Here is a 21,299-nt window from a genome sequence, read left to right on the forward strand (position 1 = left end):
GAACGGGCCGGCAGCACTGCGCTTGCTGTCGGCCGTGTGTTGCAGAGCCGAGCGTCTCAGCGGAAGTCGCGTGATGTGGTGCGTAGTCCGAGGTTGAGTTTCTCGATGCGTTCGGCTAGGACGTTGATGACGCCGTCGGTGTGTTCGAGCATGCCGCGTTAGGCGCCGCGGCGTGCATGACCTTGACAACGGCCGACAAAGCAAGTAGACAGAGCTGGTCGAACCCGCCATGGCCCTCGCCTCGGCCGGCCGCAGCGCATCAATGGCAATCAGCGGTGGTCATCTGTGCCGCGGGACTCGCTTGATCACTCCCGTCTCTGATCGGCGCCAGCGGTGTGCCCCCGTCCCCCACGGAGTAGACCGGGCGACGAATGGGCTCGAGAACCGCGGCGCTCAGCATCATTTTCCGTACATCGAAAGGATCCTGCCTCCATGAACGAGATGACATCGCAGTCACTACGCGATGCGTGGTCGACAGTGCTCGATCTCGACGTCGGTCCGGCGACGGACTTTTTCGTCTCAGGTGGTGACTCGCTCGCCATCGCCGAGTTGCAGGCGTTGCTCAAGGATGAGTTCGGTATCCCATTCCGAAATTCGGATCTGCTGCAAAACTCGACGCTGCAAAGTTTCTACGACAACGTCGTGAAACCCTGGGCGTGACGGGGTGACCCTTGTCGCCCGACTCGAGAAGCACGTGGTCGAACGACCTGACGCGAGCGCAATCGCGTCGGGCCCGACCGCGCTGACCTATCGCGAGCTCTGGCAGGCGAGCGGTCGTTACCGGGACTGGCTCCACAGGAATGGAGTTCGCCCCGGCGATTTGATCGCGATCGAGGTCGGACGCCGGATCGACACGATCTGCGCTCTCGTGGGCGCCCTGCGTGCCGGGGCGATCTACCTGCCGCTGTCCGACGCGTGGCCGGAGGAGCGTTGTCGGCAGTTGACGCACGCCGCAGGCGTCGACATCGTGTGCTCCGATGCGATGACCGCCGCCCGGCTCCTCCCGGCAGCCTCGCGCTCGCCCGCGGAGGGCGGCGACGCCACCGATTTGATCTACGTGCTGTACACGTCGGGGACGACCGGAACACCAAAAGGCGTGGCCATTAGCGACGCCAACGTGTGCAGCATGCTCGATGCGGCTCTCGGTCATTTCGACCTGTCCCCGTGCGACGTCTGGGCCATGAGCCATCTCGCGACCTTCGACTTCAGCGTATGGGAGATGTGGGGAGCTCTCACCACCGGTGGCCGGATCGAGTTGCTGACCGATGACGAGGTGATGCTGCCTCGACGGCTGCGAGCACGCCTCGCGGCATCCCGGGTGAGCATCCTCAGTCAGGTGCCGTCGTCGTTCAGTTCCGCGCTGAAGGAGCACAGGATCGCGTTGCAAGAGAACGAATATCCCAATCTCCGGTACGTCGTATTTGGCGGTGAGCGGGTGACCATGCGGGATGTATCCGAGATCGTGACGCTCAGTCAGGGGCGGGTCATGCCGATCAACATGTATGGCATTACCGAAGGCTCGGTCCACGCGACGTTCTGTGCACTAACAGGCAACCGGGTCCAGGAATGGATCGACTCTCACGAGACGCCGATCGGGTTTCCGCTGCTGAGCCATCAAGTCGCGCTCGGCGGCGCGCGGTTCGACGACGACGGGTCGGAGGTCGGCGAGTTGATGCTTGCAGGTCCTGCCGTCTCACGCGGTTACTGGCGAGACGACGAGCTGAACAGCAGCCGGTTCGCGCGTGACCCGGCCGAGCCGTCGACAACCTGGTTCAAGACGGGGGACATCGTGCGGCGCTTCCCAAGCGGCGAACTCGCGTACATCGAGCGCCGCGACTCCCAAGTCAAGGTCATGGGATACCGCATCGATCAGAGCGAGGTAGAACGCCACGCCCTGCGGCTCGACGGCATGACCGCGTGCGCCGCGTACGTGACGCGACAGGGCAACCGAGACAGGCTGGCCCTCGCCTACGTCTCGGAATCCGGGGTCACACCGGCGGTAATCGCGGATCACCTCCGCCGCGATCTACCGACCTACATGATCCCGTCGGTGATCCACCGACTCGACACACTGCCGGTCACCGAGTCGGGCAAGGTAGACCGGACTAGACTGTCGCACGGGACTTCCTTGACTCCGCAGGGTCAGCTGTGCAACTAGAGATCGTCTGGGGTTTCAGCTCGGCCAGCCTGTCCGAACTGGCCGAGGCGGCTGCTGACGACATCTCGCTCACCTTCGTCGAACCCCCCGACTGTCCAATCGATCCCCGCACGCGCCGCGCGATGGAACGCATCGGCCGGGTGACGGACTTCCGGTCACCGGTCGACGCCGACGGCATCCTGACGTTCTGCGACGCCCAACTCGTGCCCACCGCCGAGCGGGCCGAGCACGCCGGTCTCCGCTCCCACACCCGCGAGACGGCGATGCTCCTCACTCGCAAGAATCGTCAGCGCGCCGCGTTGACCGCAGCGGGACTGCCGCAGCCCGATGTTCGCACGGTGGGATCAGTCTCCGAGCTACGACGCACCTTGGCGGCAACCGATCCACCCGTCGTGGTGAAGCCCGCCCACGGCACGGGGAGCCGACACGCGTACGCACTGCGATCGCGGGCAGAGATGGACGCCTTCGCCCGGAACGCGGAACTGCCCGATGACGTGTTCCCCTTTCTCGTCGAGTCACGCATCAACGGTGCCGGTCATCCGCGGTACTCGTGGTTGGAGGACTTCGTCTCGGTTGAGACCGTCTCGTTTGGCGGCATCCACCAGCACTTCGGGGTGACGGCGAGGCTGCCGCTGCGCGCACCACTTCGCGAAACAGGGTCAGTGTTCCCGGCCATGCTGCCGTCGGGCATCGATCGAAGCGTGCGAGCCGAGACGACGCGCGCCCTGGACGCCCTCGGGGTGACCGACGGCGTCTCCCACACCGAGTTGAAGCTCACCACGCGCCGACCGGTCGTCATCGAGGTGAACGGTCGGCTCGGCGGCGCCATCGACGAACTGCAGACCACGACCGGCGCGTACCAGCCGGTCCGCGCCGCGCTGCGCCTCGCGGCGGGACACCCGCCGCCGCCAACGGCGCCCCCGCACGGCTATGCGGCGGTGATGTGGCACCACATGGACGGCAGCCGGCCCGGCAACGAAGCCTTCGACACGATCCGTTCCCTGGACGAGGTTGTCCGGCTCCAGGTCCCGCGGGACGAGACCGCTCGCGTCAGCGAAGGTCGCCTGGCCGCACCGATCACCGTCGTCCTGCGCGCCGGCACCGAGCATGATCTGGGCGCCGCTGTCGCGCATTGTCGCGAGGCCCTCGGTGCTGGCGGATCCTCCGGGTCCGGCCGCTTCTGACCCGCGGGCCGGCCACCGAACGCGGGTTCTTTGGGGCACGCGATCGCACGCGTCCGTCCCCCGGTGAGCGCTTTACGCGAGCATTTCTCGATGAGTCAACGACCACCCTTGCGCGCGCACTTTTCGTGAGTCAACACGCGTGTTTGACAATCGCGACGTTGACGTGGTTTTATGCTGCGAAGCGGGCGCCTCGGGCATTTAATACTTCTCTCACACTTTAAGTCCCTCGGTGCCCGGCCGAGCTCACTGTCGAGGAGGGAGACGCATGAGCAGCACCCGCGCCGCGACATCGGGCATGGTCGCGTGCGATGTCGTGGGTACCGTCCGGACCTACAAGACGAAGATCGCGTCGGTGGCGCCGACGGGGATGCGCGAGCACTACGCGACGTTAGGGAGCGGATTCCTCGGCGTCAGCCTCGAGAACGACGAATTCGGACCGGCCAAGCTGCAGTCGATGATCCGGTGGCTCGATCGCAAGTTCACGCGGACAGCCGTCCTGATCGGGGACAGCATCCATCGGATCACCCTCGAGACGGTCCGTGGACTGCCGGAGCCGCAGGCCTTGAACACCGCCATGCGTATGGGGGACGACGTCGTCGCCACGATCGACGGCATGTCCGCAGCGGGCGACACTCCGATCCTGCGATGCAGCGAGATCCAGACGCGCCCGGACTACGCGCGGGCGTTCCAGCAGCTGACGCAGCTGTTCGACGCTGACGACGCCTTTCGCCGATCGGTACTGGGTTTCAGCGAGCGGTTTCAGCGCCGCAACGGGGTCCCCGGCGACGCGGCGAACCTGGACTGGAAGGTGCGGCGCTCCTGCGAGTACTTCCTTGAGGAGTTCGCCGTCTTCGCGTGTCTCGTGTCCGACGGCTTCCGGGTGATGGCCTACCCCGGTGCCTTCAGCACTCTCACCGAGATCGCGCACGGTGAGCACGGAGGTGTCCCGAGCGATCTGAAGGACCTGGTCGTCGTCTCCCTCGACCTAAAAGGAACGGGATCGTGAATCGCTCCATCGGTACTCGGCCTGAGATCGTTCGCGGCAAGATCTACCAGGACGTCTACGGCAAGCGGGTCGCGAGCCTCGACCGATCCGACACAGTGGCCGAACCCGTCACCGCCGCGATGACCGGCGATGCGCTCCGGTTCCGCACGCCGGAGGATCGCGACACGGCGATGCGGTCCGGCGTGTTCCTGCTGGAAATCCCCTCCGACCTGGACGTCTCGGAGGCGGATCGGCTCGCGGCAGGCTTCTACGACCCGGGCACTCTCAGCCCGTGCGGATCGAGCTATCGGAACCTTACGTCCGAGCGTTTTGACGATCAGTTGATCGGATTCCACGAACGCTCCGATCAGATCGAGCAATTCCTGCTCGAATCGCGCTTCTGGGTGGGCATCTATCCGGAGGCGGTCCTGCAGCTCGCTGAGCGGCTGAAGACCATCTCGCGGCAGGTCGTTCGGGAAGCGCTCGGTTACGCCGGCGTCCCCGAGGACAGCTGGCCCGTGGGTTCGGGCGGGTGCTCAGACGGCGCCGGCTCTTATCACCTGACCTTCAACCACTATCGGCCGGGGGAACGACGGACCGGGCTCAGTTCGCACAAGGACGACGGGTTCGTCACCATCCTGCGGGCCGTCGAACCCGGGCTCGAGGTTAACGTCGACCGGCACTGGGAGGTCGTCCCCACCGGACCCGATGTCCTGGTCGTGAACTTCGGCCTCGCGATCGAGCTCCTCACGCGGCAGGCGCCCCGTCCCATCTCGGCGATCCTGCATCGCGTGGTGGAACAGCGGATCGACCGGACGAGCTATGCGCTGTTCAGCTCGAGCTTCTGCGCTCCGGGCCGGGATGCCGGTATTTACGGGTATTCGCCGGCGACCGGCCTCAAACAGATCTGCGAATCACGGCAACTGATCTTCGAGAACGACCACGAGATCTACGAAGGAACGGAGAAGCCCTGTGACGACTGAGCTCTCATCGGACACGCTCGCCCGTGCGGAGTGGATCGCCGGATCGATCAAGTTCCTTTCGGGTGACATGGCTCGAGCGCTGCGAACGGGCTGCTTCTTCCTCGCGGTCCCCGCCGACCTGGACCTGAGGCCTGCCGTGCGCTTTGCGCGCAGCTTCTTCGAGGAGGGCGGCGGCGAGTGGGTGGCGACCGATGCGTATTCCGGCTATCGGAACCGACCCGACGTCTACTTCGACCGCGAGGGCTTCCAGACCGAGCACGTGCTCATCGACCAGGACAGACGCGCGGAGTACTTCGACCCGACCCTGAACACGCTCTGCGACCGGCTCTCCGAGATGACCGAGTCGATCCTGCGGGCGGGGCTCGTCGAGTTGAACGTCGCGAAGTCCAGCTGGGACCTGCTCACCCAAGGGGCCGCCTTCGGGCGGGGGACGCGGTGGCTGGCGTTCAACCACTACCGCCCTGAGAAGCCGGTGCTCGGATGCACCCCGCACAAGGACACCGGCTTCGTCACGGTGCTCTACGCCCCGACTCCCGGGCTCGAAGGATGGAACGGAACCGACTGGGTTCCCATCGACGCGCCGGCCGACCATCTCATCGTCAACTTCGGCGGATCGTTCGAGGCCATGACCGCCGCGATCGACACCCGGGTCGCGGCCATGCTCCACCGGGTGCGCGAGACGCGAACCGATGACAACTCCGAGGACCGCATCTCGGTGGCAGCGTTCGCGAATCCGCCCGCGATCGGCGAGATGTACGGACTCCAGGACGACGGCAGCGTCGTGCACCTAGAGTCCATCGAGGCCTTCCTCCGCCGGTTCAACGACGAGGCGTGGGGCGATGAGTACACCGACTTCGGTATCAAGGTGGGAGGAACCCATGCCTGACGAATCCGCCGTGGTCGACCAACCGTCGACGGCACGATGCCCGTTCGCCGAGCTCTCGGACTTCGACCACGCAGCGGACTTCCACCGGACGACCATCGAGGAAGGACTTCAGGCGTCGGCGTACTTCGAGCAGGCGGGCATCCGCGACGCGGCCGAGCGCAACGGCGGAGTGTGCGCCTTCTGGATGGGGGGCGAGCGGTCCCTATACCAGGTGACCAACACACCGTTGGTGTCCGACGACGACCTGCTGCCCACGACAGCTGCCGCCGCCGGCCTGTTCGGCGACTTCATGGGATCGCTGCCCAACACCCGTGCCGACCGACCGGCCAAGAGGGCCGTCATCGAGCGTGTGCTGTCGAATGCGCGGTTCATCGATGCGATCACCACTAACGTCCGCGACGCCGTCGTCAGCTACGTCGAGCAGCTGGGTACGAGCGAGACCTCGCTCGAGGACTTCTGCCTGAGAGTTGTCGCATACGTCGACAGCGTTGTGCCCGGGGTTCTGGACCTGCGCGACGTCCCCTTGGACGTCTACCTGAGTTCGCCCGAGTACGGCCCCACGCTGCGCCGCTACTTCGAGATCGCATCCGAAGTGATCAGCAAGGTGCATCCGTCAGCCATGCAGGGGTTCGAGAACATGCTCGATCTGATCCGTGAGATCCTGTATGCCAACTTCAACAGTCTCAACGCCGCGCCGCCGACGAACATGATCCGCGGCTACTTCGCGCTCTGGGGGGTTCCCTTCACCCGCGATGCGATCGCGAGCCTCGAGCTCAACCGGGTCAAGGAACTCGCGACGGTCGTAATCGCCACGTACGACACCACGGCAACCGCCCTGTCGTGGGCGCTGTCGTTCCTCGCCGCCGAGCCGCAGCTGCGGGACGCTCTCGCGGAAGCCTGGTCGGCGTCGGCGTCCGGCCCACTCGGGCTCAGCGAGCTCGTCGTCCTCGAAGCGGTGCGGTTCAGCGGTGGGAATCCGTCGGCCCTCTGGCGCCGGACCTCGCGTGACGTCGACATCGATATCCACGGCGTCTCGGAGGTGATACCGGCCGGAACGCGGATCTGGCTGGACAGGTACGCGGCGAACCGTGACAGCGAGACCTTTCCCGACCCCGACCGCATGAACGTCGAGAACATCCGGGCGATGGTGCACAACGACCGTGACTCGGTGAGTTCGTTGCTGAGCCGGAATCGCTACGAGATCAACTCGTTCAATATGATCAACACGGAGCGGAATCCGCGAAAGTGCCCCGGGCGCCTGTTCGCTGTGAAGATGCAGGCCATCCTTCTCGATACCGTGTTCGAGCACTACGACATCGCCATCACCGGGACCGACACGGCCTTCCGTCGCCATTCGACCATGCCTCGACCAGCGTCCGACGGACGGATCTCGTTCCGCCCCACGACGGAGGTCCCGCGATGAGCATGATGGACTCGAGCCAGGAGCGGCCGCGTTCGCTCCCCCCGATGCCGATCGAATCCGTCGCCCTCGAGAGCTATCCCCGCGCGGCGCTGCAGCGCGGACGGCTGGTCGACGACGCCCTGGTCTTCGAGATCGCCGACGGTCTCGGCCGCGCGCTCGCCGACGGCTTCTTCCTGCTGCAGATGCCCGCCGACTTCTCGGTCAGCGCGATGGACGCATTCTGCGCGAACTTCTTCAAGCCGGCCGACGACGGGTCGGCGGCTCTGACCGAGTATCGCGGATTCCGGGATCGCGCCGTTCCAGGTGATTACCAAGGGTATTTCGACCGCGAGCACGACCAATGGGAGAACTTCTACGTCGAGCGGGCGAACTGGGGTGTTCTCCCGGAGCCGGTCGCGGCCGAGGGGGCCGCCCTGGTGGGAATTGGGATCGCGGTCCTCCGGTCGATCCTTCGCTCCCTGGCGATTCCGGAACGCTCCTGGCAGCAGGTTACCGGCGGCTTGGCGGGCTCAGGCGGACACCGGATGCTCGCCTTCAACCATTTCCGCTCCGAGAAGAAGACGCGAGGCTGCAAATTCCACCGCGACTCGGGGTGGGTCACGGTTCTGCGGTCGATCGAGCCCGGTCTCGTCGCGCTCATCAGCGACGAGCTTCAGACGATCTGGCCCGAGGACGGGCACCTCATCGTCAACTTCGGCAGCAGCATCGAGGTGCTCACCGCGCATCTGCCCACTCCGGTGAGGGCCAGCGTGCACGGTGTGGTCCAGACCGAGCGCGAGCAGGCTTCCCAGGACCGTCTCTCCTACGTGGCCTTCCTCGATTCGGACCTCACCGCTGACATCTTCGAGATGCGGGACGGCGAGCCGCAGTACGTCGAGGCGGTCGCCGAGTTCGCGGTCCGCGAGGTGGCGCGGACCTATGACGACGATAACGCGCACCTTTAATCTCGGGAGGATCGAAAGAAATGGATTCGCATCTCGAAACGGCCGGGCCGGTGCTCGATCTGCCCGTCGCGGACCTGTTGGACGGACAACCTGCCTTCGGCTCGCCCCACGATTTCCGGCGGGCGCTGGAGCTCGGCGCCTTCCTGGCCCGGATCCCGACTGCCGTCGACGTCGGTCCCGGCCTGACGTTCTGCAAGTCGTACTTCCTGCCGCGCACTGATTCCGGCGACCGCTACCGAGGACATCGCAACCAGGGTCATAGTCTGTCGAAGCTCGGCTACGAGGACCGACCGGACCAGGTCGAGCAACTGCAACTGGAGAACCACACGTGGCCCGAGTACCTTCCGCAGGATGTCCTCGTCACGTTGGCGGCCATGCGGCGGCTGACGATTTCCATCCTCAACGCCACGCTCGACCACGTGGGCGCCGCCGTCGATGACCGTCGCGCGATCACCGGTGCTGATCGGGCCGACGGCGCGTCCTGGTGCCACACGACCATGAACCACTATCGGACCGCGCTCGCGGGTCGGCCGGGAATTTTCGAGCACAAGGACTCGGGGTTCATTACCCTCATCTACTCGGACGGCCCCGGGTTGGAGATCTTCCACGACGGCGAGTGGAAGCGCGCCGAGTACCGATCCGACTGCTTCACCGTCAACTACGGCGCGAGTCTCGGGGTGCTGACCGAGAACCTGCCGAATCCCGTAACCGCTGTGCTGCACCGGGTCCCCGAGATCGACCCGCACGGTCCGCAGCACGACCGGTCCTCCTTCACGGTGTACCTCGGTCCTGACTACGACTCCGATCTGCTCACCTACGCCCCCGACGGCGGCCTCGTGCCGTTCGCCAACTTTCGTGACTTCTCGCTCGAACAGGCGCGCAAGCAGCGCTACGAGTTCCACGCCCGGCTGTGACCTCGTCGTCAGCGACGACCTCGACGGTGGTACGCGGCGGCGGATACGACGACAGGAGACCGCATGGAACTGCAAGTAGCGCGCGTGGGCGACCGGCGCCTCGAATTCGCGTCACCGGGTGCGTTTGACCGGGCTCGCGTGGACGGCTTCTTCTTCGTGGAGCAGCCGCCGGCCCTCGATCTCGACGCCGGCGACCGGTTCGCCCGGAACTTCTTCAAGGACCGGTGCGCCCACGCCTCTGACAGTGACTTCGCGGGGTACCGGTCGTGTACCCAGGACGAGGTGGGTGCGCGGCAGGGGTACTTCTGCCGCGACGCCGATCAGACGGAGCAGTTCTTCCTCGAACGCGCGAACTGGACGAGCGTGTTCCCGCAGCCACTGGCCGCCCAAGCCGAGTCGATGCGACACGTAAGCGTGATGGTGCTGGAGTTCGTCCTGCGAGAGCTGAACATCCCGCACTCCCTCTGGCACCAGGCCACCGGTGGTGCCGTCGCCGACGACGGATCATACCACCTGACATTCAACCACTTCCGACCGGAGGTCAGCGCCCGAGGCTTGAACATCCACAAGGACTCGGGCTGGGTCACCCTGCTTCGCTCGACCGACGGCGGCCTCGAGGTGCAGGCCGGCGACGCGTGGGAGGACGTCTCACCGCTGCCCGGACACCTAATCGTGAACTTCGGCTGCGCCATGGAGATCCTCACCCAGTCCAGCGATCGCCCGGTGTCGGCTGTCGCCCACCGCGTACGACAGCAGCTGCCGGCCGACGGCAGCGGGGCGCCGGACCGCGTGTCCTACGGACTGTTCGTCGACAGCGGACTGGACCGGGGCCAGAGGACGCGGCTGTACGAATACGCCGATGCGCGCCTGATCGATCGTGGCAGTCCGGGCGACTTCGTTGACGACATCGTCGAGCGCACCTACGAGACCGAGGGTGTTGGTTTGTACTGATGCGATTCAGGGAGGACGGCGCGGTCGGCGAGGCAGTGTCCGACGACGTCGCAAGCACGACGATGCCGGCATCGTGGGCCCAGGCCGCTCGGCTGCGCAACCACGAGCGGTACGGCGGCTACGACGCGCTGTACAACCTGTTCTTCGCCGACACCGGGCAGACCTTCGACAACGTCTCGCGTGCGATCCGGTCGACCCTCGAACGTGAGAGCACCTATCGAATCACCGGCGGTGGGCGTGCGAGCGACGGCCGCATGCTGGTCACGGTGGCCGCCGGACCACCCGAGGTCGTCATCGACAGGGTCGCGTGCGGCACGCCCGCCGATGCCGAGTCGTGGTGTCGGAGCGTCGCTGCACGAGGATTCAGCGTCCATGATGGCGCGCTGCTGTGGCGCGTGGCCGTCTTCGAGATCGAATCCACCGACGCACTGGCCGTCGGACTGATCTGTGACCACCTCGTCTGCGACGGCCGCAGCCTGTGGCTGTTCGAGCGCGCTGTCAACTGCACGCACCAGCGCTCGACGCGGCTGGCGCAACCGTATCTGTCGTGGGCGCGGAGTCAGGTGACGGAGTTTGGCCGGAGCATGGGCGAACACGGGGGGCTCGCGCAGGACTTCTGGCGGCGTTACCTGGCCGGTGGGCAGGCGGATGCCGCGTCAGCGCTCGACATCGCCGTACCGAGCGCCGCGGCGTTCCGAGGCGTGGCCGTTACCGTCTGCGCTCCGTTGCAATCAAGCCTGACCGACGTGCGCCAAGCAGCTGTTGCCCAGTCCGTGCTGCCCTTGGCCGTCGTGCTTGCGAAGGTGTCGGCGATCACCATGCGACACGCCGTGAGCGACGACGTCAGCCTGCGCTTCATCACCCACGGTCGACCGCCCGGATACTCCCGTACCCACGGGTTCTTCGCGGACTCGCTCCCGTTCCGGGCCGACCGGAGCCTGCTGGACGGCGACCAGCAGGCCATCCATCTCGTGGCACGATTCCTCGAGCAGGCGTCGCCGTACCAGGACACACCCTGGGACTTCATCCGCACCCGGTGCGGCGGGCAACCGGTGCCGGTCGACCGGGAGCCCGGCGACCGACAACTCGTCGTAAACCTCGTGCCCTACGACGTCGACCAGTGGCCGATGGGTCCGCTGGAGCCGGTGGTGCGGCACCACGGGCACATCGAGAGCCTCCATGTCGTTGTCGGGCTGGATGCCACGGGGCCGGGGCGGGTCTCTGCGACCTTCAACCCCGACCATTTCGACCTGCCCGGTGTTCAGTCGTTCGTCGCCGCCCTCTGCTACGACCTCGACCGACCAACGTAGGTGGGCGTGCGAAGCCGGTCCTCAATCAAGATGCTGCTGCGGCGGCGGCAGTTCGCGACGATGAGCGCCGGCTCGTCGGTGTCGGCGTTCGGCGACGCGATCTCGCCGATCATGCTGGCGTTCTGCGTTCTTGAGGCGACACATTCAGTCGCTTACCTCGGCCTGGTCGTGGGCGCCCGCGCCGCGGCCCACGTCGTCTGTCTTATTTTTGCGGGCGTTCTGGCCGACCGGTTCCCGCGGGTGCGGGTGATGACGTACTCGTGCGCGGCGAGCGTCGTCAGTCAACTGCTGCTTGCGGCCGCCGCATTGTGGGTCCCCACAAATCATCTGTGGCTTATTGGTGCCGCGGTCCTCAACGGAGCGACCACCGCCTTCTACGCGCCGGCCGCCATGGGTCATCTGCCGGACACGGTCGACGAGGTCGATCTCGTGCCCGCCAATGCGGTCTACCGCGTGTCGAGCAACGGTGCCGGCATCCTCGGGACGATCTTCGCTTCGGTCCTCGTCGGATTCGTGCCGCCCGCCGTGGGGTTGTTCGTCGATGCCGCCACCTTTATGGTGGCGGCGGTCCTGCTCGCGTCTTTGAAGAGTCCGCGTACGGAAAGGCGAGCGGTCGACGAGGGATCCGTGCTGACGAATCTGGCGGAGGGCTGGTCGGTCTTCTGGGGCCACTTCTGGATCAAGGCGACGGTCGGCGCGTTCGCGGTCGTCAACTTCGCATTCGCTGCGGCGTACTTCGTGCTCGGACCCGCCGTCGCGTCAGAAGGCCTCGGGAAGTCGTCGTGGTCGCTGGTGGCTGCGGGGCAAGCAGCCGGATTCCTGCTCGGTGGTATCGCATCGTTGCGCATGCCACGCCGCCACGTCCTGGTCTACGGATTGCTGTGCTCCGTTCCGTTCGCCGGCTTCCTGTTCGCCCTCGGGGCCGCCGTTCCCCTCGCCCTGCTCGTGGTGTTGAGCGTGGCCGCGGGATTCGGCCTCGAGCTTTTCAACGTGAGCTGGCAAGTCGTCCTGCAGAGCAACGTTCCCCGGCGCTACCTGTCGAGGATCAGCGCGTACGACCAACTCGGATCGTTCGTCGCGATACCCCTCGGAGAACTGCTGTCCGGCCCCATTGCCGCCGGGCTCGGCGTCTCTCGCACGCTCTCCGTCTTCGCGATCGTGTGCGCCGCAACCTGCCTCGCATTGGCCGTCACGCACCCGGTCCGCGCCGTCGGGGTGCGGCTCACCCTCGACGCGCAACGTGCGATCGGCGCATGATCGAGCCCGGCTGCTGTCACGGGATTTGACTATTGGCAGTCGCAGGCGAGGCGGGACCTCAACGATTGGCCGGTTGCGCAGTAAGCAGTAAGCAGGCAAGCAGGTCCTGCACAGGCCAAAGTGGTGCTGCGATTCGCAGCCGCGCGGGGTTCACACCGACTACAGACAGAGAGCGTGGAGGTGGTGCCCCGCGGCCGGCCGCTCAACGCTTGCTTTCCGGCTACACCTATGGAGTGCTGACCGATACTGCTGACGCGACGCCTTCCAAAGTGGCGCCTCCTGGCAACAAACAGGAGTTGCAAGCCCCGATAGACAGAGGATGCCGGCGCCGAGCGCGGCGAGCTTCATCCAGCTCATAATCGCCGCCTACTGCCAGACGTGTTGAGACCGCATTCACCATCTCAACTGCCCCTCGGGGCTTGGAGGCGGTGCGGCCGCGGCGGACGTGCGGCAAGGCCGGTGGCGGAAGTGGCGGAAGTGGCGGAAGTGGCGGAGAACGGTACCGGGTGCACGGCCCATAACGCCGATTCGCTGATCCACGCCCCTGCCGCTTCAGACAGCGAGTCTAGCCCGACCGCCACGCCGGTGGCACAGGTCGATGAGAGCAGCGAGCTGGCCAGGTTGCCGGAGCGGTGGGTGGCCGAGCTAGAGGCCAGGGACGCGCACGCTGGCCAGTGAGCGGGGCATCCTGCGCGCGGCGATGAAGTATTTGCCGGCACGAGCGGCGGCCGAGAAGTGGGGTGCTCGATACCCGTGTCGACGACGCTCGAAAATGAGGCCGTTGCGACGGCCGAAAATGGGGCCACCATTGGTGCTGCCTAGTCTGCCTGGTTCTGTGTTCTGATGCTGGGAAGGCTGTCGATGCCGCGGCCGCGGAGTCGGTAGCTGGCGCCTTTGAGGGTGAGGACGTCGGCGTGGTGGACGATGCGGTCGATCATGGCTGCCGCGACGGCTTGGTCGCCGAACACGCCGGCCCAGCCGGAGAACGGCAGGTTGCTGGTGAGCACGAGTGAGGCGTGTTCGTAGCGGGAGGATACGAGTTGGAAGAACAGGTTCGCGGCGTCTTGCTCGAAGGGCAGGTAGCCGACCTCGTCGACGATGATGAGTCCGTAGCGGCGTAGTTTGGCCAGCTCTTGGGGTAGTCGCGCGGAGCGGTGGGCGTCGGTGAGGCGGGTGACCAGTCGGTCGCGGTCGCGAACAGCACCCGGTGTCCGTGGCGGGCGGCGGTGACGTCGAGCGCGATCGCGAGGTGGGTCTTGCCGGTGCCGGGCGGGCCGAGCAGCACGATGTTGCGTGCCTCGGTGAGGAATCCGCCGGAGGCCAGCGATCCGACCTGGGCTCGGACGGCGGGTTGGACGTCGAAGTCGAAGTCCTCGAGGGTTTTGCGGGCGGTGAACTCGGCGGCGCGGATGCGCAGCTCGGCGCCGGAGGCGTTGCGCGCTGACACCTCCCGCTCGAGGACGGCGGCGAGGTAGTCCTCATGCGTCGAGCCCGCGTCGCGGGCCTGGTCGGCCAGGCGCTGCGCGGCCTCGGTGATCCGCGGCGCCTTGAGCGCGGCGGCGAGGTAGTGGATCTGCTTGACCGCATCCGGGGTGGTCTTGGCGGCCATCACGCCACCTCGCCGTCGGTGAGACCGAATGACCGTACCCAACCCACCCAATGGCCCACACCAGAAGACCCGCTGTCCCGGCCGGTTCTGGCCGACCGTGACCGTTTCTTTGACCCCGGGCACCCGTGGTGCGCCGCGGCCGCGGGGCACCCGCAAGTCGAGGGCGGCTACCCCGACCCGGAGGCGCATTCGCCCTTTCATGAATGCCGCACCGACCGGGCGACTTTCGACACGCTCGCCGACCTGGACGGCCAGCCGCTTGGTCTTGACGTCTACGCCGCGGCGCCGTTCCGGTTCGGGCAGCCCCGGCACCCCGATCCACTGACCTCACCGACGCCGCGGGTCGTCATGGAGTGCTACCCCTGCAACGAGGACACGAAGTCGTTTCGGTTCAGCCTCACTGCCGATGGTGCGCTTGGCCTCGCTCGTCAACTCATTCTGCTCGCCGAGTTGTTGACCACCCAGAACGCGCGGGAGTAGCACACTGAACCGCGTGACCCGCCCGAGGGGTCGGTGTGCGCGTCGCCGGACCCCCGTGTCCGCGGATTGTCAGTTGTGCGGATCAAGACTGAACTGCCAGAGGAGCGGTCGGAGCTGCGCGCCGGCTGCCCGCCCCACCTGGCTGACGAGTGTGGGCCGGGCCGGCCTGCGCGCAAGGGCGCTACGCAGGCTCCGCGTCACTGCGTGATCGGCCTGCGGCCGACCCTTGCGCTCCGGCCGGCTTGTCCGGCCCTGGAAAAGACCTCGCCAGGTGGGTCCGGAAAACGCGGGGTAACACCACACCGCAACCCCAAACAACCTGGCGGGGGAGCAGTTCCCATGTTTGACCACCAGTTCACCGCCCGGGTGGCACTACAAGTCGCAGGCCCGCAAACCACCGAGCTCAGCACGTTCGACCGGCCGGGCGGTGGTGGTTACCTCAGCGTCGGCTTCGGCCCCGTCCTGATCTACTGCCGCACACCGAACCCGGTCCTCATCCACCACCGGGCGTTCAGCCAGGCCCTGACAGCAGCCAGGGGGCTGTTCGGCCACGGGTACCGGGCGCCGCTGCCCACCCGCAGCGAACAACCGCCAGGGCACCCGGTGATCGCCGCGATCACCGCCCAAGACGACGCCGACGCATGCAAGCTCACCGCCTACACCGCGGGCGGCTCCCACGACGGCAGGCCCGCGCTGGTCATCACCGTCGGCGCGCTGACAGTGAACTGCCGCGACCTGCACGCCGTGCAAGACCTGCACGACGCCTGGAACGACGCCCTCAACCACGCACCCGGGCTATGGCAACCCACCGACCGGGGCCAGGCGGTCGGCACGGTGTGAGACGTCGCGGTCGGCTCGGCATCGGGCCCGGGGCCGGCCGCGCACTTGTCAGGTTGTCCACAACCTCACCCCGCAGCCGCCTCTGTCCACCGACCCGGACGCATCCTCGACGCGCCGCCTTTGACGACATCCCGCGGCGCGACCCGAGGAGAGACCATGACGACCTACACACTGCGGCCCTGCGACTCCGCCATGCAGGCGCTGCCCCGGGCGGCGCCGCTGCAGACCTGCGCCACCCTGCAAGCAGCGATTGACGCCCTGGACGTCGAAGCCCTCATCCACGACATCACCGGCCCCCACACCGGGCAGCAGCTACTGCAGATCGTCATCACCGGCGACGAAAAACCAGACGCACCAGGCGAGGTACTGGTCTACTACGCCACCTACAGCTGACCCGCAATCCCGCGGCGCCCCGACAGACCATGGAGTGCCCGACGCTGAACAGCTCGGTCAGTTCCGCGGGCTCTTCCCCCCGGTACAGCCCGACCAGGTGCGCCTCCCGGCGCGGGAAAAGCTTCCCAACGGCGACCAGGCCGACGGCTTCGGGTAGCCCGACGTGTTACGACCAGCTCGCCCCGCGCCTAGAGCAGCAGATGAAAGAGGAGTCCCGAGGACCAAGCCCACCCGCCAGCGTCCCGGCATAACGTCCGACATCGGCCGCCGGCACAGCCCAACGTCGAAGGTCTCATGGCCGGCCCGTCACCGGCCACCCCAGTCGTAGCACCCGTGCCCCCGCCGTCGGTTCAAACCGTGCCGCAGGCCGAGGAGAACGTGAAGGAGTCCTTTTCTACTCGCGTCCCTCGTTCGACCCTCGCCGCAGCGCGTGCGCCGTCATGGCCACCGCCGGCCAACCCGGCGAATGCCGGAGCCTGGCTGACCTCATCACGCAGGCTGTGAACAGTGGTGAGGCCAGGCAGTGACTACCTCATTTTCGGGCCCGACGACTTCCACCGAGTATTTACTGAGAGCCCATGACAGCGGGTCGGCATCTTTGGTATCACCCGACGAGAGTGGCGTAGCCCTATTCGGCGTTTATGCCAGATACCGTTGCCCAGTGCGCTACTCGGCTACGGTGCTGAGCCGAAAAGCCCCACGGAACGATCGTGCCGTCGGAACGCAACTGAGTCGGCTCGGGTAGTCCGAACCAGTGGAGCAGGCCTGTAAGTGCTTGGTATGTAACTGCCAGCCGCTGCTGCGCCGTTTCGACAGCGGCCAAGTCTGCGACGGTGTCTGCTCGTGGCTTGCCGATGGGTCGGCGAGTACCGGTCATGTGTTTCATCTGGCCGGTGTCGGCCGTCCCGAGTGCGACTGGAGCGCTCAGGGTGCCGTCTGCCGTTTCGGTGTCGATCAAGCCGATTACCGCGGCAGCAGTTCCCCATGCGCCGGTTTCGTGCGCGCACCAGCATGTTGCAAGGTCGACGAGAAGGATGGCGTCATCCGCGAGCAAAATGTCCCCTATCAGGCGGGTTTCGGGCCATCCAGCGCTGCGGTCACTTAGCGCAGTGGCGGTGAAGGCGGCACCGTCGATATGTAGCGCGACGTAGTTGTCGCGGATCACCGCCTCGTCTTCGTTGTGCGACTGCTGCGAAGCTGTGAAGGTCACCTTGCCGGGGGCGGGGAGACCGCGGCCGTAGGTCTGGAGAAGGTGTCCCAACGGCGAAGCGTAACTGTACTGACGGTGCCAGGCGTTGATTCTTTCCGCATCCTGCTGGTCGAGACGGCCTTGGATCGGAGTCTCGGGCACGACGGCGACATACAGCCACACTCCGGACTCTCCACCGATCGCCAACGCAGTAGACCCGGCCGAGATGACATCTTGCACACGCGAGTGTTCGTCACGCTGGGCATCGAGGCGGCGGCGGTAACGTTCGGCGATCTCATGCTCGTTGAGCCATATGGTGTCCGCGCCGTGACGCACGGGGTAGCGGAGCGACACACCTTGGTCTCCGAGGACAGCATGTGGCGCCCTTGGGCTTGGCGGCACGACCACCCCCAGCAACGAGCCACCCGCGGCCAGCGGTGCCCATACAAACTCACATGCTGCGAGTGGTGCCTGATGGTTCAGTAACGCCTGCCTGAGTCGCTGCTCCTCCCTCTCTTGATCGACAGTGTTGGGGATCGGCTTCAGGTCGTTGGCCACGCTGGCGATTTCGGTCACACCGACCAGAATTAGGCCACCGCGATGGTTGGCAAATGCACCAACATCCTTCGCGAATTCTTGCTCACCTGTCAGCCCATGCCGCCGTCTCTGGGAACCTTGCGTGTGCTCCCACAAGATCTTCTTGAAGTCGAGGATTTCTGACTCGCGAGTCATCCCATTCTTGACCAAACGGGTGATGGAAGCCTCCGCGATGCCACTGCTGTCAAGTAGGCCGCCTAGGGCCACCTCCAGGTCGGGACTGCGCCAGATAGCCATCTGTTGATCCTCCCTCAAGCCGGCGACGTACACCCCTCCACGATGCCTCAATCTCGCGCTCAGCCGGTTCCTTGACCTGCTGCGAATGTCGTTCCGCTAGGGCGGACTCACCGCAGCCATGGCACTTAACAACACATAGAAGCGTCTGGGCTAGGGGGCCGAGCCGGCGCGGTGTGGAGCGCTCGACGGCAACTCGGGCGGCGGGTACAGCTTCACGAGTTCGCGGAGAAGCTCATCTTCTGACGGCGGCGGCTGGACTTCTAAGTTGACCGTAACGGGGGCCGGGGCAGGTGTTGACGGCCCCGCGCTCTCGGACTGTTGCATGTACATGATCAAGGTGATGAGGAACGTCAGCCAAACACCAAGCGTGCCGCTTTTTTCAGACAACAGCATCGTGAGTCCTGCGAATTTTGGCGCGCTGGCTTCGATGTCGCTCGCCACCTCCGTCTGGCTGGCCCCTCGTGCCCTGGCCTCTAGAAGCAGCGACCTGAGACCCTCGTAGTCAGCACGGGTGGCGTCGGCCGGCCGAAGTGCACGAGCGAGTTCCTTAAGCCAGGAGCCCTCTGCATCGCCGACAAATATGGTCGTGCTCTTGTCGGGGTCCGTCGTTAGGACTGTCCCGCAGCCATCACACACAGATCGTGAGCCTCGGGGGAACGCCAATGTATCGCCTAGGCTCACTCGGAATCTCGGCGAGCCGCCTAAATTGTGACCACACACCGGGCAGGTCAAATTGACGTCCACGCGCAAAGAGTACCTTCGGCCCAGCCGCCACCTAACCTAGTCGTCATTTCCCTTCCGGGAGCGAGTCCCGGGTCTTCGACTTTAAGCTTGGTTCGGTCATCGCTGGTAGGGCGTGTGGCGTCGGCGACGAGCACGAGGTCGACCGCCAGCAGCGCGCCTCCCTGCGGCTGGCCTCCAGGGTGTGTGCCACCACTCCGGCGGCGCCGCCATGGCGATCATGGCGCGGTCAGCCGAGGGTGATGAAACCGGCCAAGTGCGCTCAGCTGGAGTGGCACGACCTTGCTCATCTGCCTTCACCCATACCGTCCTACGAGGAATGCGTGCTGCGGGGCCTCGTTGCCGGCAGCCTGCCCCTCTTTACCCACCACGGATTCGGCCACCCGTCTAGATCGCAGCTATGCCGACTTCACCGAAGCCAACTCCGAAAGCCGCAGCCACGCCCCTCGGGTTGGACGTCTCAATTCCTTAGAAGTGGAACGGTCGCGCCGCGGCCCGAATGCGACCAGTCCGGGTCATGGTGTCGACCGATTCAGGCCTGCTTCTCGCCGCCGTCGACGTACAGGTTGGCTCCGAAGACGAAGCTGCTCTCGTTGGAGGCGAGGAACGCGGCGGCGGCGATCTCCTCCGGGCGCGCGATACGGCCAATGGCCAGGCCTGCAGCGAGGTCGGCCTTGAAGGCGGCTGCGTTGTCCTCGCCGACCATGTCTGTCATGCCCTCGGTGTCGGTCGGCCCGGGCGAGATGGCGTTGACGCGGATGCCGCGGCCCCGTAGCTCGTTGGCCCAGGTGCGAGTCAGGGAGCGGACGGCGGCCTTGGAGGCCGCGTAGGTGCCGATCCCCTCTCCTCCCTTGTCCGCTGAGGTGGAGGCGTTGAGGATCACCGACGCGCCCTCGTTCAGTAGTGGCAACCCCTTCTGGACGGTGAAGAGCGTGCATCGCACGTTGATGCTGAAGATCTGGTCGAAGTGCTCCTCGGTGACCTGTTCTAGGGGCAGGATGGCAGCGACGGCGGCGTTCGCGAACAACACGTCGAGGCCCGCGCCGCGGGCGCGGACCGCGTCGTAGAGCCGGTCAAGGTCGCCCAGATCTGCTACGTCGCCCGCCACTGCGGTCGCCGACTCCGTGCCGATGACCTTCAGTGCCGCGTCGAGCTCGACTTGCCGCCGACCGGTGATGAAGACTTACGCGCCTTCGGCGGCTAGCCGTGTGGCGGTCGCGCGACCGATGCCGGTGCTGCCTTCCGGTGACGACGGCGGTCTTCCCTTCGAGCTGTCTCATCCGCACGGCTCCCATGCTGTTGTGTATTGATTGGTGCGGAGATCGACGTACTACTTACGTACTGATGGGGTCAACCTCACTGATTGTTGAGGTCTTTGTGGTCCACGCAGGTCAGGGAAGCAGGACGAGCTTGCCCCGCAGTCCGCCCCGCGCCTGGCGGGGGTGCGCTTCGGCCGCCTCCGCAAGGGGGTAGGTGCACTCGATGCCCGAGGTCAGCTCGCCGCGGCCGATGGCCACGAGCAGGCGGGCGAGAGCGTGGCTGTCCGGGTAGGTGTTCTGGATGTCGAGGCGGATGCCACGTTCGGAGGTGAACGGGCCGAGGTCGTCCAAGAAGGGCGGGACGGCGGTGATGTACGCGCCGCCGTCTCGGACCGACGCCAGCGACGCGTGGGCGGTGGCGCGCCGCCGACGAGGTCGATGGCGGCGTCGACGCCCTCGACTGTTCCACTGCGGCTCAGACCCGTGACCTCGCGGTCTTTGGCGTGGTGTTCGCTGTCGTTGGGCTGCTCTCGTGCCTGGTTTACGAGGTGGTGTTGGGCACGTCCGGAGGGGTGCTGCGGCGGCCACGGCTGGCAGACGCTTTCCTGCGCGGCAGCGGCGGTCTTCTGGTGGTGTTCGGCGCCGGCTTGGCAGTGGAAGGCGTGAGGACGGCATGACCTGGCCGTTCACTGCCTGCCCGATTCCAGCAGGTGACTGTGGCCGTCGACGGGCCCTGGGCGGCCCAACGCCAACGCCTCGACGACCGGGACGCGCTGATGGCGGTGTTGCCCGCCGGGATGGGCGTAGTCCATCTCGCCACCGCATGGGTCTTAATCACCGGCGTGGGGGAGGGGCTTGGGCTCGGGTTCTGCGTGGTTATCGGTGGTGGTTGGGCTGGGGTGAACGGCGTTGACGTGGATGCGTTGAGGGGCTAGCTCGATGACCGGCGGGGCGGGCAG

19 protein-coding genes and 2 pseudogenes are annotated in these 21,299 nt (G+C 66.2%); 16 read left to right on the forward strand and 5 right to left on the reverse strand.

All coding sequences use genetic code 11. From position 1 onward, the window contains the following. Window positions 1-432: 432 nt before the first annotated feature. The 12 genes from RM423_RS21280 to RM423_RS21335 all read left to right on the forward strand — a co-directional run bounded on the left by RM423_RS21280 (window position 433) and on the right by RM423_RS21335 (window position 12,995). Complete coding sequence (locus RM423_RS21280; RefSeq protein ID WP_311425057.1) at window positions 433-660, forward strand: acyl carrier protein; 228 nt, start codon at window positions 433-435, stop codon at window positions 658-660. Window positions 661-664: 4 nt separating this feature from the next. Then, window positions 665-2,158, forward strand: coding sequence for an amino acid adenylation domain-containing protein (locus tag RM423_RS21285; RefSeq protein WP_311425058.1), 1,494 nt, complete (start codon window positions 665-667; stop codon window positions 2,156-2,158). Further along, window positions 2,149-3,342: an ATP-grasp domain-containing protein gene (locus RM423_RS21290; RefSeq protein ID WP_311425059.1), complete on the forward strand. Its 1,194-nt coding sequence runs from the start codon at window positions 2,149-2,151 to the stop codon at window positions 3,340-3,342. The genes RM423_RS21285 and RM423_RS21290 overlap by 10 nt, the downstream gene beginning before the upstream one ends. Window positions 3,343-3,607: 265 nt before the next feature. Then, entirely contained in the window at window positions 3,608-4,348 is a 741-nt protein-coding gene (locus RM423_RS21295; RefSeq protein WP_311425060.1) for a tRNA-dependent cyclodipeptide synthase, read from the forward strand. Between the two features lie 95 nt (window positions 4,349-4,443). After that, entirely contained in the window at window positions 4,444-5,310 is an 867-nt protein-coding gene (locus RM423_RS21300) for a 2OG-Fe(II) oxygenase family protein (RefSeq protein ID WP_311425061.1), read from the forward strand. After that, entirely contained in the window at window positions 5,300-6,196 is an 897-nt protein-coding gene (locus RM423_RS21305; protein WP_311425062.1) for a 2OG-Fe(II) oxygenase family protein, read from the forward strand. The genes RM423_RS21300 and RM423_RS21305 overlap by 11 nt, the downstream gene beginning before the upstream one ends. After that, complete coding sequence (locus RM423_RS21310; protein ID WP_311425063.1) at window positions 6,189-7,619, forward strand: cytochrome P450; 1,431 nt, start codon at window positions 6,189-6,191, stop codon at window positions 7,617-7,619. Before RM423_RS21305 ends, RM423_RS21310 begins: the two co-directional genes overlap by 8 nt. Before the next feature lie 44 nt (window positions 7,620-7,663). Beyond that, window positions 7,664-8,563: a 2OG-Fe(II) oxygenase family protein gene (locus tag RM423_RS21315; RefSeq protein WP_311425064.1), complete on the forward strand. Its 900-nt coding sequence runs from the start codon at window positions 7,664-7,666 to the stop codon at window positions 8,561-8,563. A gap of 20 nt (window positions 8,564-8,583) precedes the next feature. Next, window positions 8,584-9,477 (forward strand): 2OG-Fe(II) oxygenase family protein, encoded by an 894-nt coding sequence (locus tag RM423_RS21320; RefSeq protein WP_311425065.1) that lies wholly within the window; start codon window positions 8,584-8,586, stop codon window positions 9,475-9,477. 63 nt (window positions 9,478-9,540) lie between these two features. After that, entirely contained in the window at window positions 9,541-10,428 is an 888-nt protein-coding gene (locus RM423_RS21325) for a 2OG-Fe(II) oxygenase family protein (RefSeq protein WP_311425066.1), read from the forward strand. Then, window positions 10,428-11,738 (forward strand): condensation domain-containing protein, encoded by a 1,311-nt coding sequence (locus RM423_RS21330; RefSeq protein WP_311425067.1) that lies wholly within the window; start codon window positions 10,428-10,430, stop codon window positions 11,736-11,738. Before RM423_RS21325 ends, RM423_RS21330 begins: the two co-directional genes overlap by 1 nt. A gap of 6 nt (window positions 11,739-11,744) precedes the next feature. After that, a complete protein-coding gene (locus tag RM423_RS21335) occupies window positions 11,745-12,995 on the forward strand; it encodes an MFS transporter (protein WP_311425068.1) in 1,251 nt (416 codons plus the stop codon). Window positions 12,996-13,813: 818 nt separating this feature from the next. On the opposite strand, the pseudogene istB reads toward RM423_RS21335, so the two are convergent. After that, a pseudogene (istB, locus tag RM423_RS25960) lies at window positions 13,814-14,604 on the reverse strand (IS21-like element helper ATPase IstB). A gap of 18 nt (window positions 14,605-14,622) precedes the next feature. Here istB and RM423_RS21350 point away from each other — a divergent pair. From RM423_RS21350 to RM423_RS21360, 3 genes are all read left to right on the forward strand, one after another. Further along, complete coding sequence (locus RM423_RS21350; RefSeq protein WP_311425069.1) at window positions 14,623-15,084, forward strand: hypothetical protein; 462 nt, start codon at window positions 14,623-14,625, stop codon at window positions 15,082-15,084. Between the two features lie 339 nt (window positions 15,085-15,423). Then, window positions 15,424-15,924: a hypothetical protein gene (locus RM423_RS21355; RefSeq protein ID WP_311425070.1), complete on the forward strand. Its 501-nt coding sequence runs from the start codon at window positions 15,424-15,426 to the stop codon at window positions 15,922-15,924. 156 nt (window positions 15,925-16,080) lie between these two features. Further along, the gene (locus RM423_RS21360) at window positions 16,081-16,317 is read left to right on the forward strand and encodes a hypothetical protein (protein ID WP_311425071.1); all 237 of its coding nucleotides are present in this window, start codon (window positions 16,081-16,083) and stop codon (window positions 16,315-16,317) included. 628 nt (window positions 16,318-16,945) lie between these two features. Here RM423_RS21360 and RM423_RS21365 read toward each other — a convergent pair. The 4 genes and pseudogenes from RM423_RS21365 to RM423_RS21380 all read right to left on the reverse strand — a co-directional run bounded on the left by RM423_RS21365 (window position 16,946) and on the right by RM423_RS21380 (window position 20,928). Further along, window positions 16,946-18,373 (reverse strand): AlbA family DNA-binding domain-containing protein, encoded by a 1,428-nt coding sequence (locus RM423_RS21365; protein WP_311425072.1) that lies wholly within the window; start codon window positions 18,371-18,373, stop codon window positions 16,946-16,948. 117 nt (window positions 18,374-18,490) lie between these two features. Next, complete coding sequence (locus RM423_RS21370) at window positions 18,491-18,781, reverse strand: hypothetical protein (RefSeq protein WP_311425073.1); 291 nt, start codon at window positions 18,779-18,781, stop codon at window positions 18,491-18,493. Between the two features lie 832 nt (window positions 18,782-19,613). Beyond that, a pseudogene (locus RM423_RS21375) lies at window positions 19,614-20,361 on the reverse strand (SDR family NAD(P)-dependent oxidoreductase). A gap of 111 nt (window positions 20,362-20,472) precedes the next feature. Then, on the reverse strand, window positions 20,473-20,928 hold the full coding sequence (locus RM423_RS21380; RefSeq protein WP_311425074.1) for a zinc-binding dehydrogenase: 456 nt from the start codon (window positions 20,926-20,928) through the stop codon (window positions 20,473-20,475). Here RM423_RS21380 and RM423_RS21385 point away from each other — a divergent pair. Further along, window positions 20,844-21,017, forward strand: a complete 174-nt coding sequence (locus RM423_RS21385; RefSeq protein ID WP_311425077.1) for a hypothetical protein — start codon at window positions 20,844-20,846, stop codon at window positions 21,015-21,017. The two genes, RM423_RS21380 and RM423_RS21385, sit on opposite strands and share 85 nt — an antisense overlap. Window positions 21,018-21,299: the final 282 nt, after the last annotated feature.

It is taken from the genome of Jatrophihabitans lederbergiae, assembly GCF_031845305.1.
In the GTDB taxonomy this organism is placed as follows: Bacteria; Actinomycetota; Actinomycetes; order Mycobacteriales; family Jatrophihabitantaceae; genus Jatrophihabitans_A; species Jatrophihabitans_A lederbergiae.

Excerpts from the sequence above, each read along its gene's own strand:
- RM423_RS21310 (WP_311425063.1), top strand. The coding sequence starts at position 6,189 with ATGCCTGACGAATCCGCCGTGGTCGACCAACCGTCGACGGCACGATGC.
- RM423_RS21355 (WP_311425070.1), top strand. The coding sequence starts at position 15,424 with ATGTTTGACCACCAGTTCACCGCCCGGGTGGCACTACAAGTCGCAGGC.
- RM423_RS21295 (WP_311425060.1), top strand. The coding sequence starts at position 3,608 with ATGAGCAGCACCCGCGCCGCGACATCGGGCATGGTCGCGTGCGATGTC.
- RM423_RS21325 (WP_311425066.1), top strand. The coding sequence starts at position 9,541 with ATGGAACTGCAAGTAGCGCGCGTGGGCGACCGGCGCCTCGAATTCGCG.
- RM423_RS21320 (WP_311425065.1), top strand. The coding sequence starts at position 8,584 with ATGGATTCGCATCTCGAAACGGCCGGGCCGGTGCTCGATCTGCCCGTC.
- RM423_RS21360 (WP_311425071.1), top strand. The coding sequence starts at position 16,081 with ATGACGACCTACACACTGCGGCCCTGCGACTCCGCCATGCAGGCGCTG.
- RM423_RS21315 (WP_311425064.1), top strand. The coding sequence starts at position 7,664 with ATGCCGATCGAATCCGTCGCCCTCGAGAGCTATCCCCGCGCGGCGCTG.
- RM423_RS21280 (WP_311425057.1), top strand. The coding sequence starts at position 433 with ATGAACGAGATGACATCGCAGTCACTACGCGATGCGTGGTCGACAGTG.
- RM423_RS21330 (WP_311425067.1), top strand. The coding sequence starts at position 10,428 with ATGCGATTCAGGGAGGACGGCGCGGTCGGCGAGGCAGTGTCCGACGAC.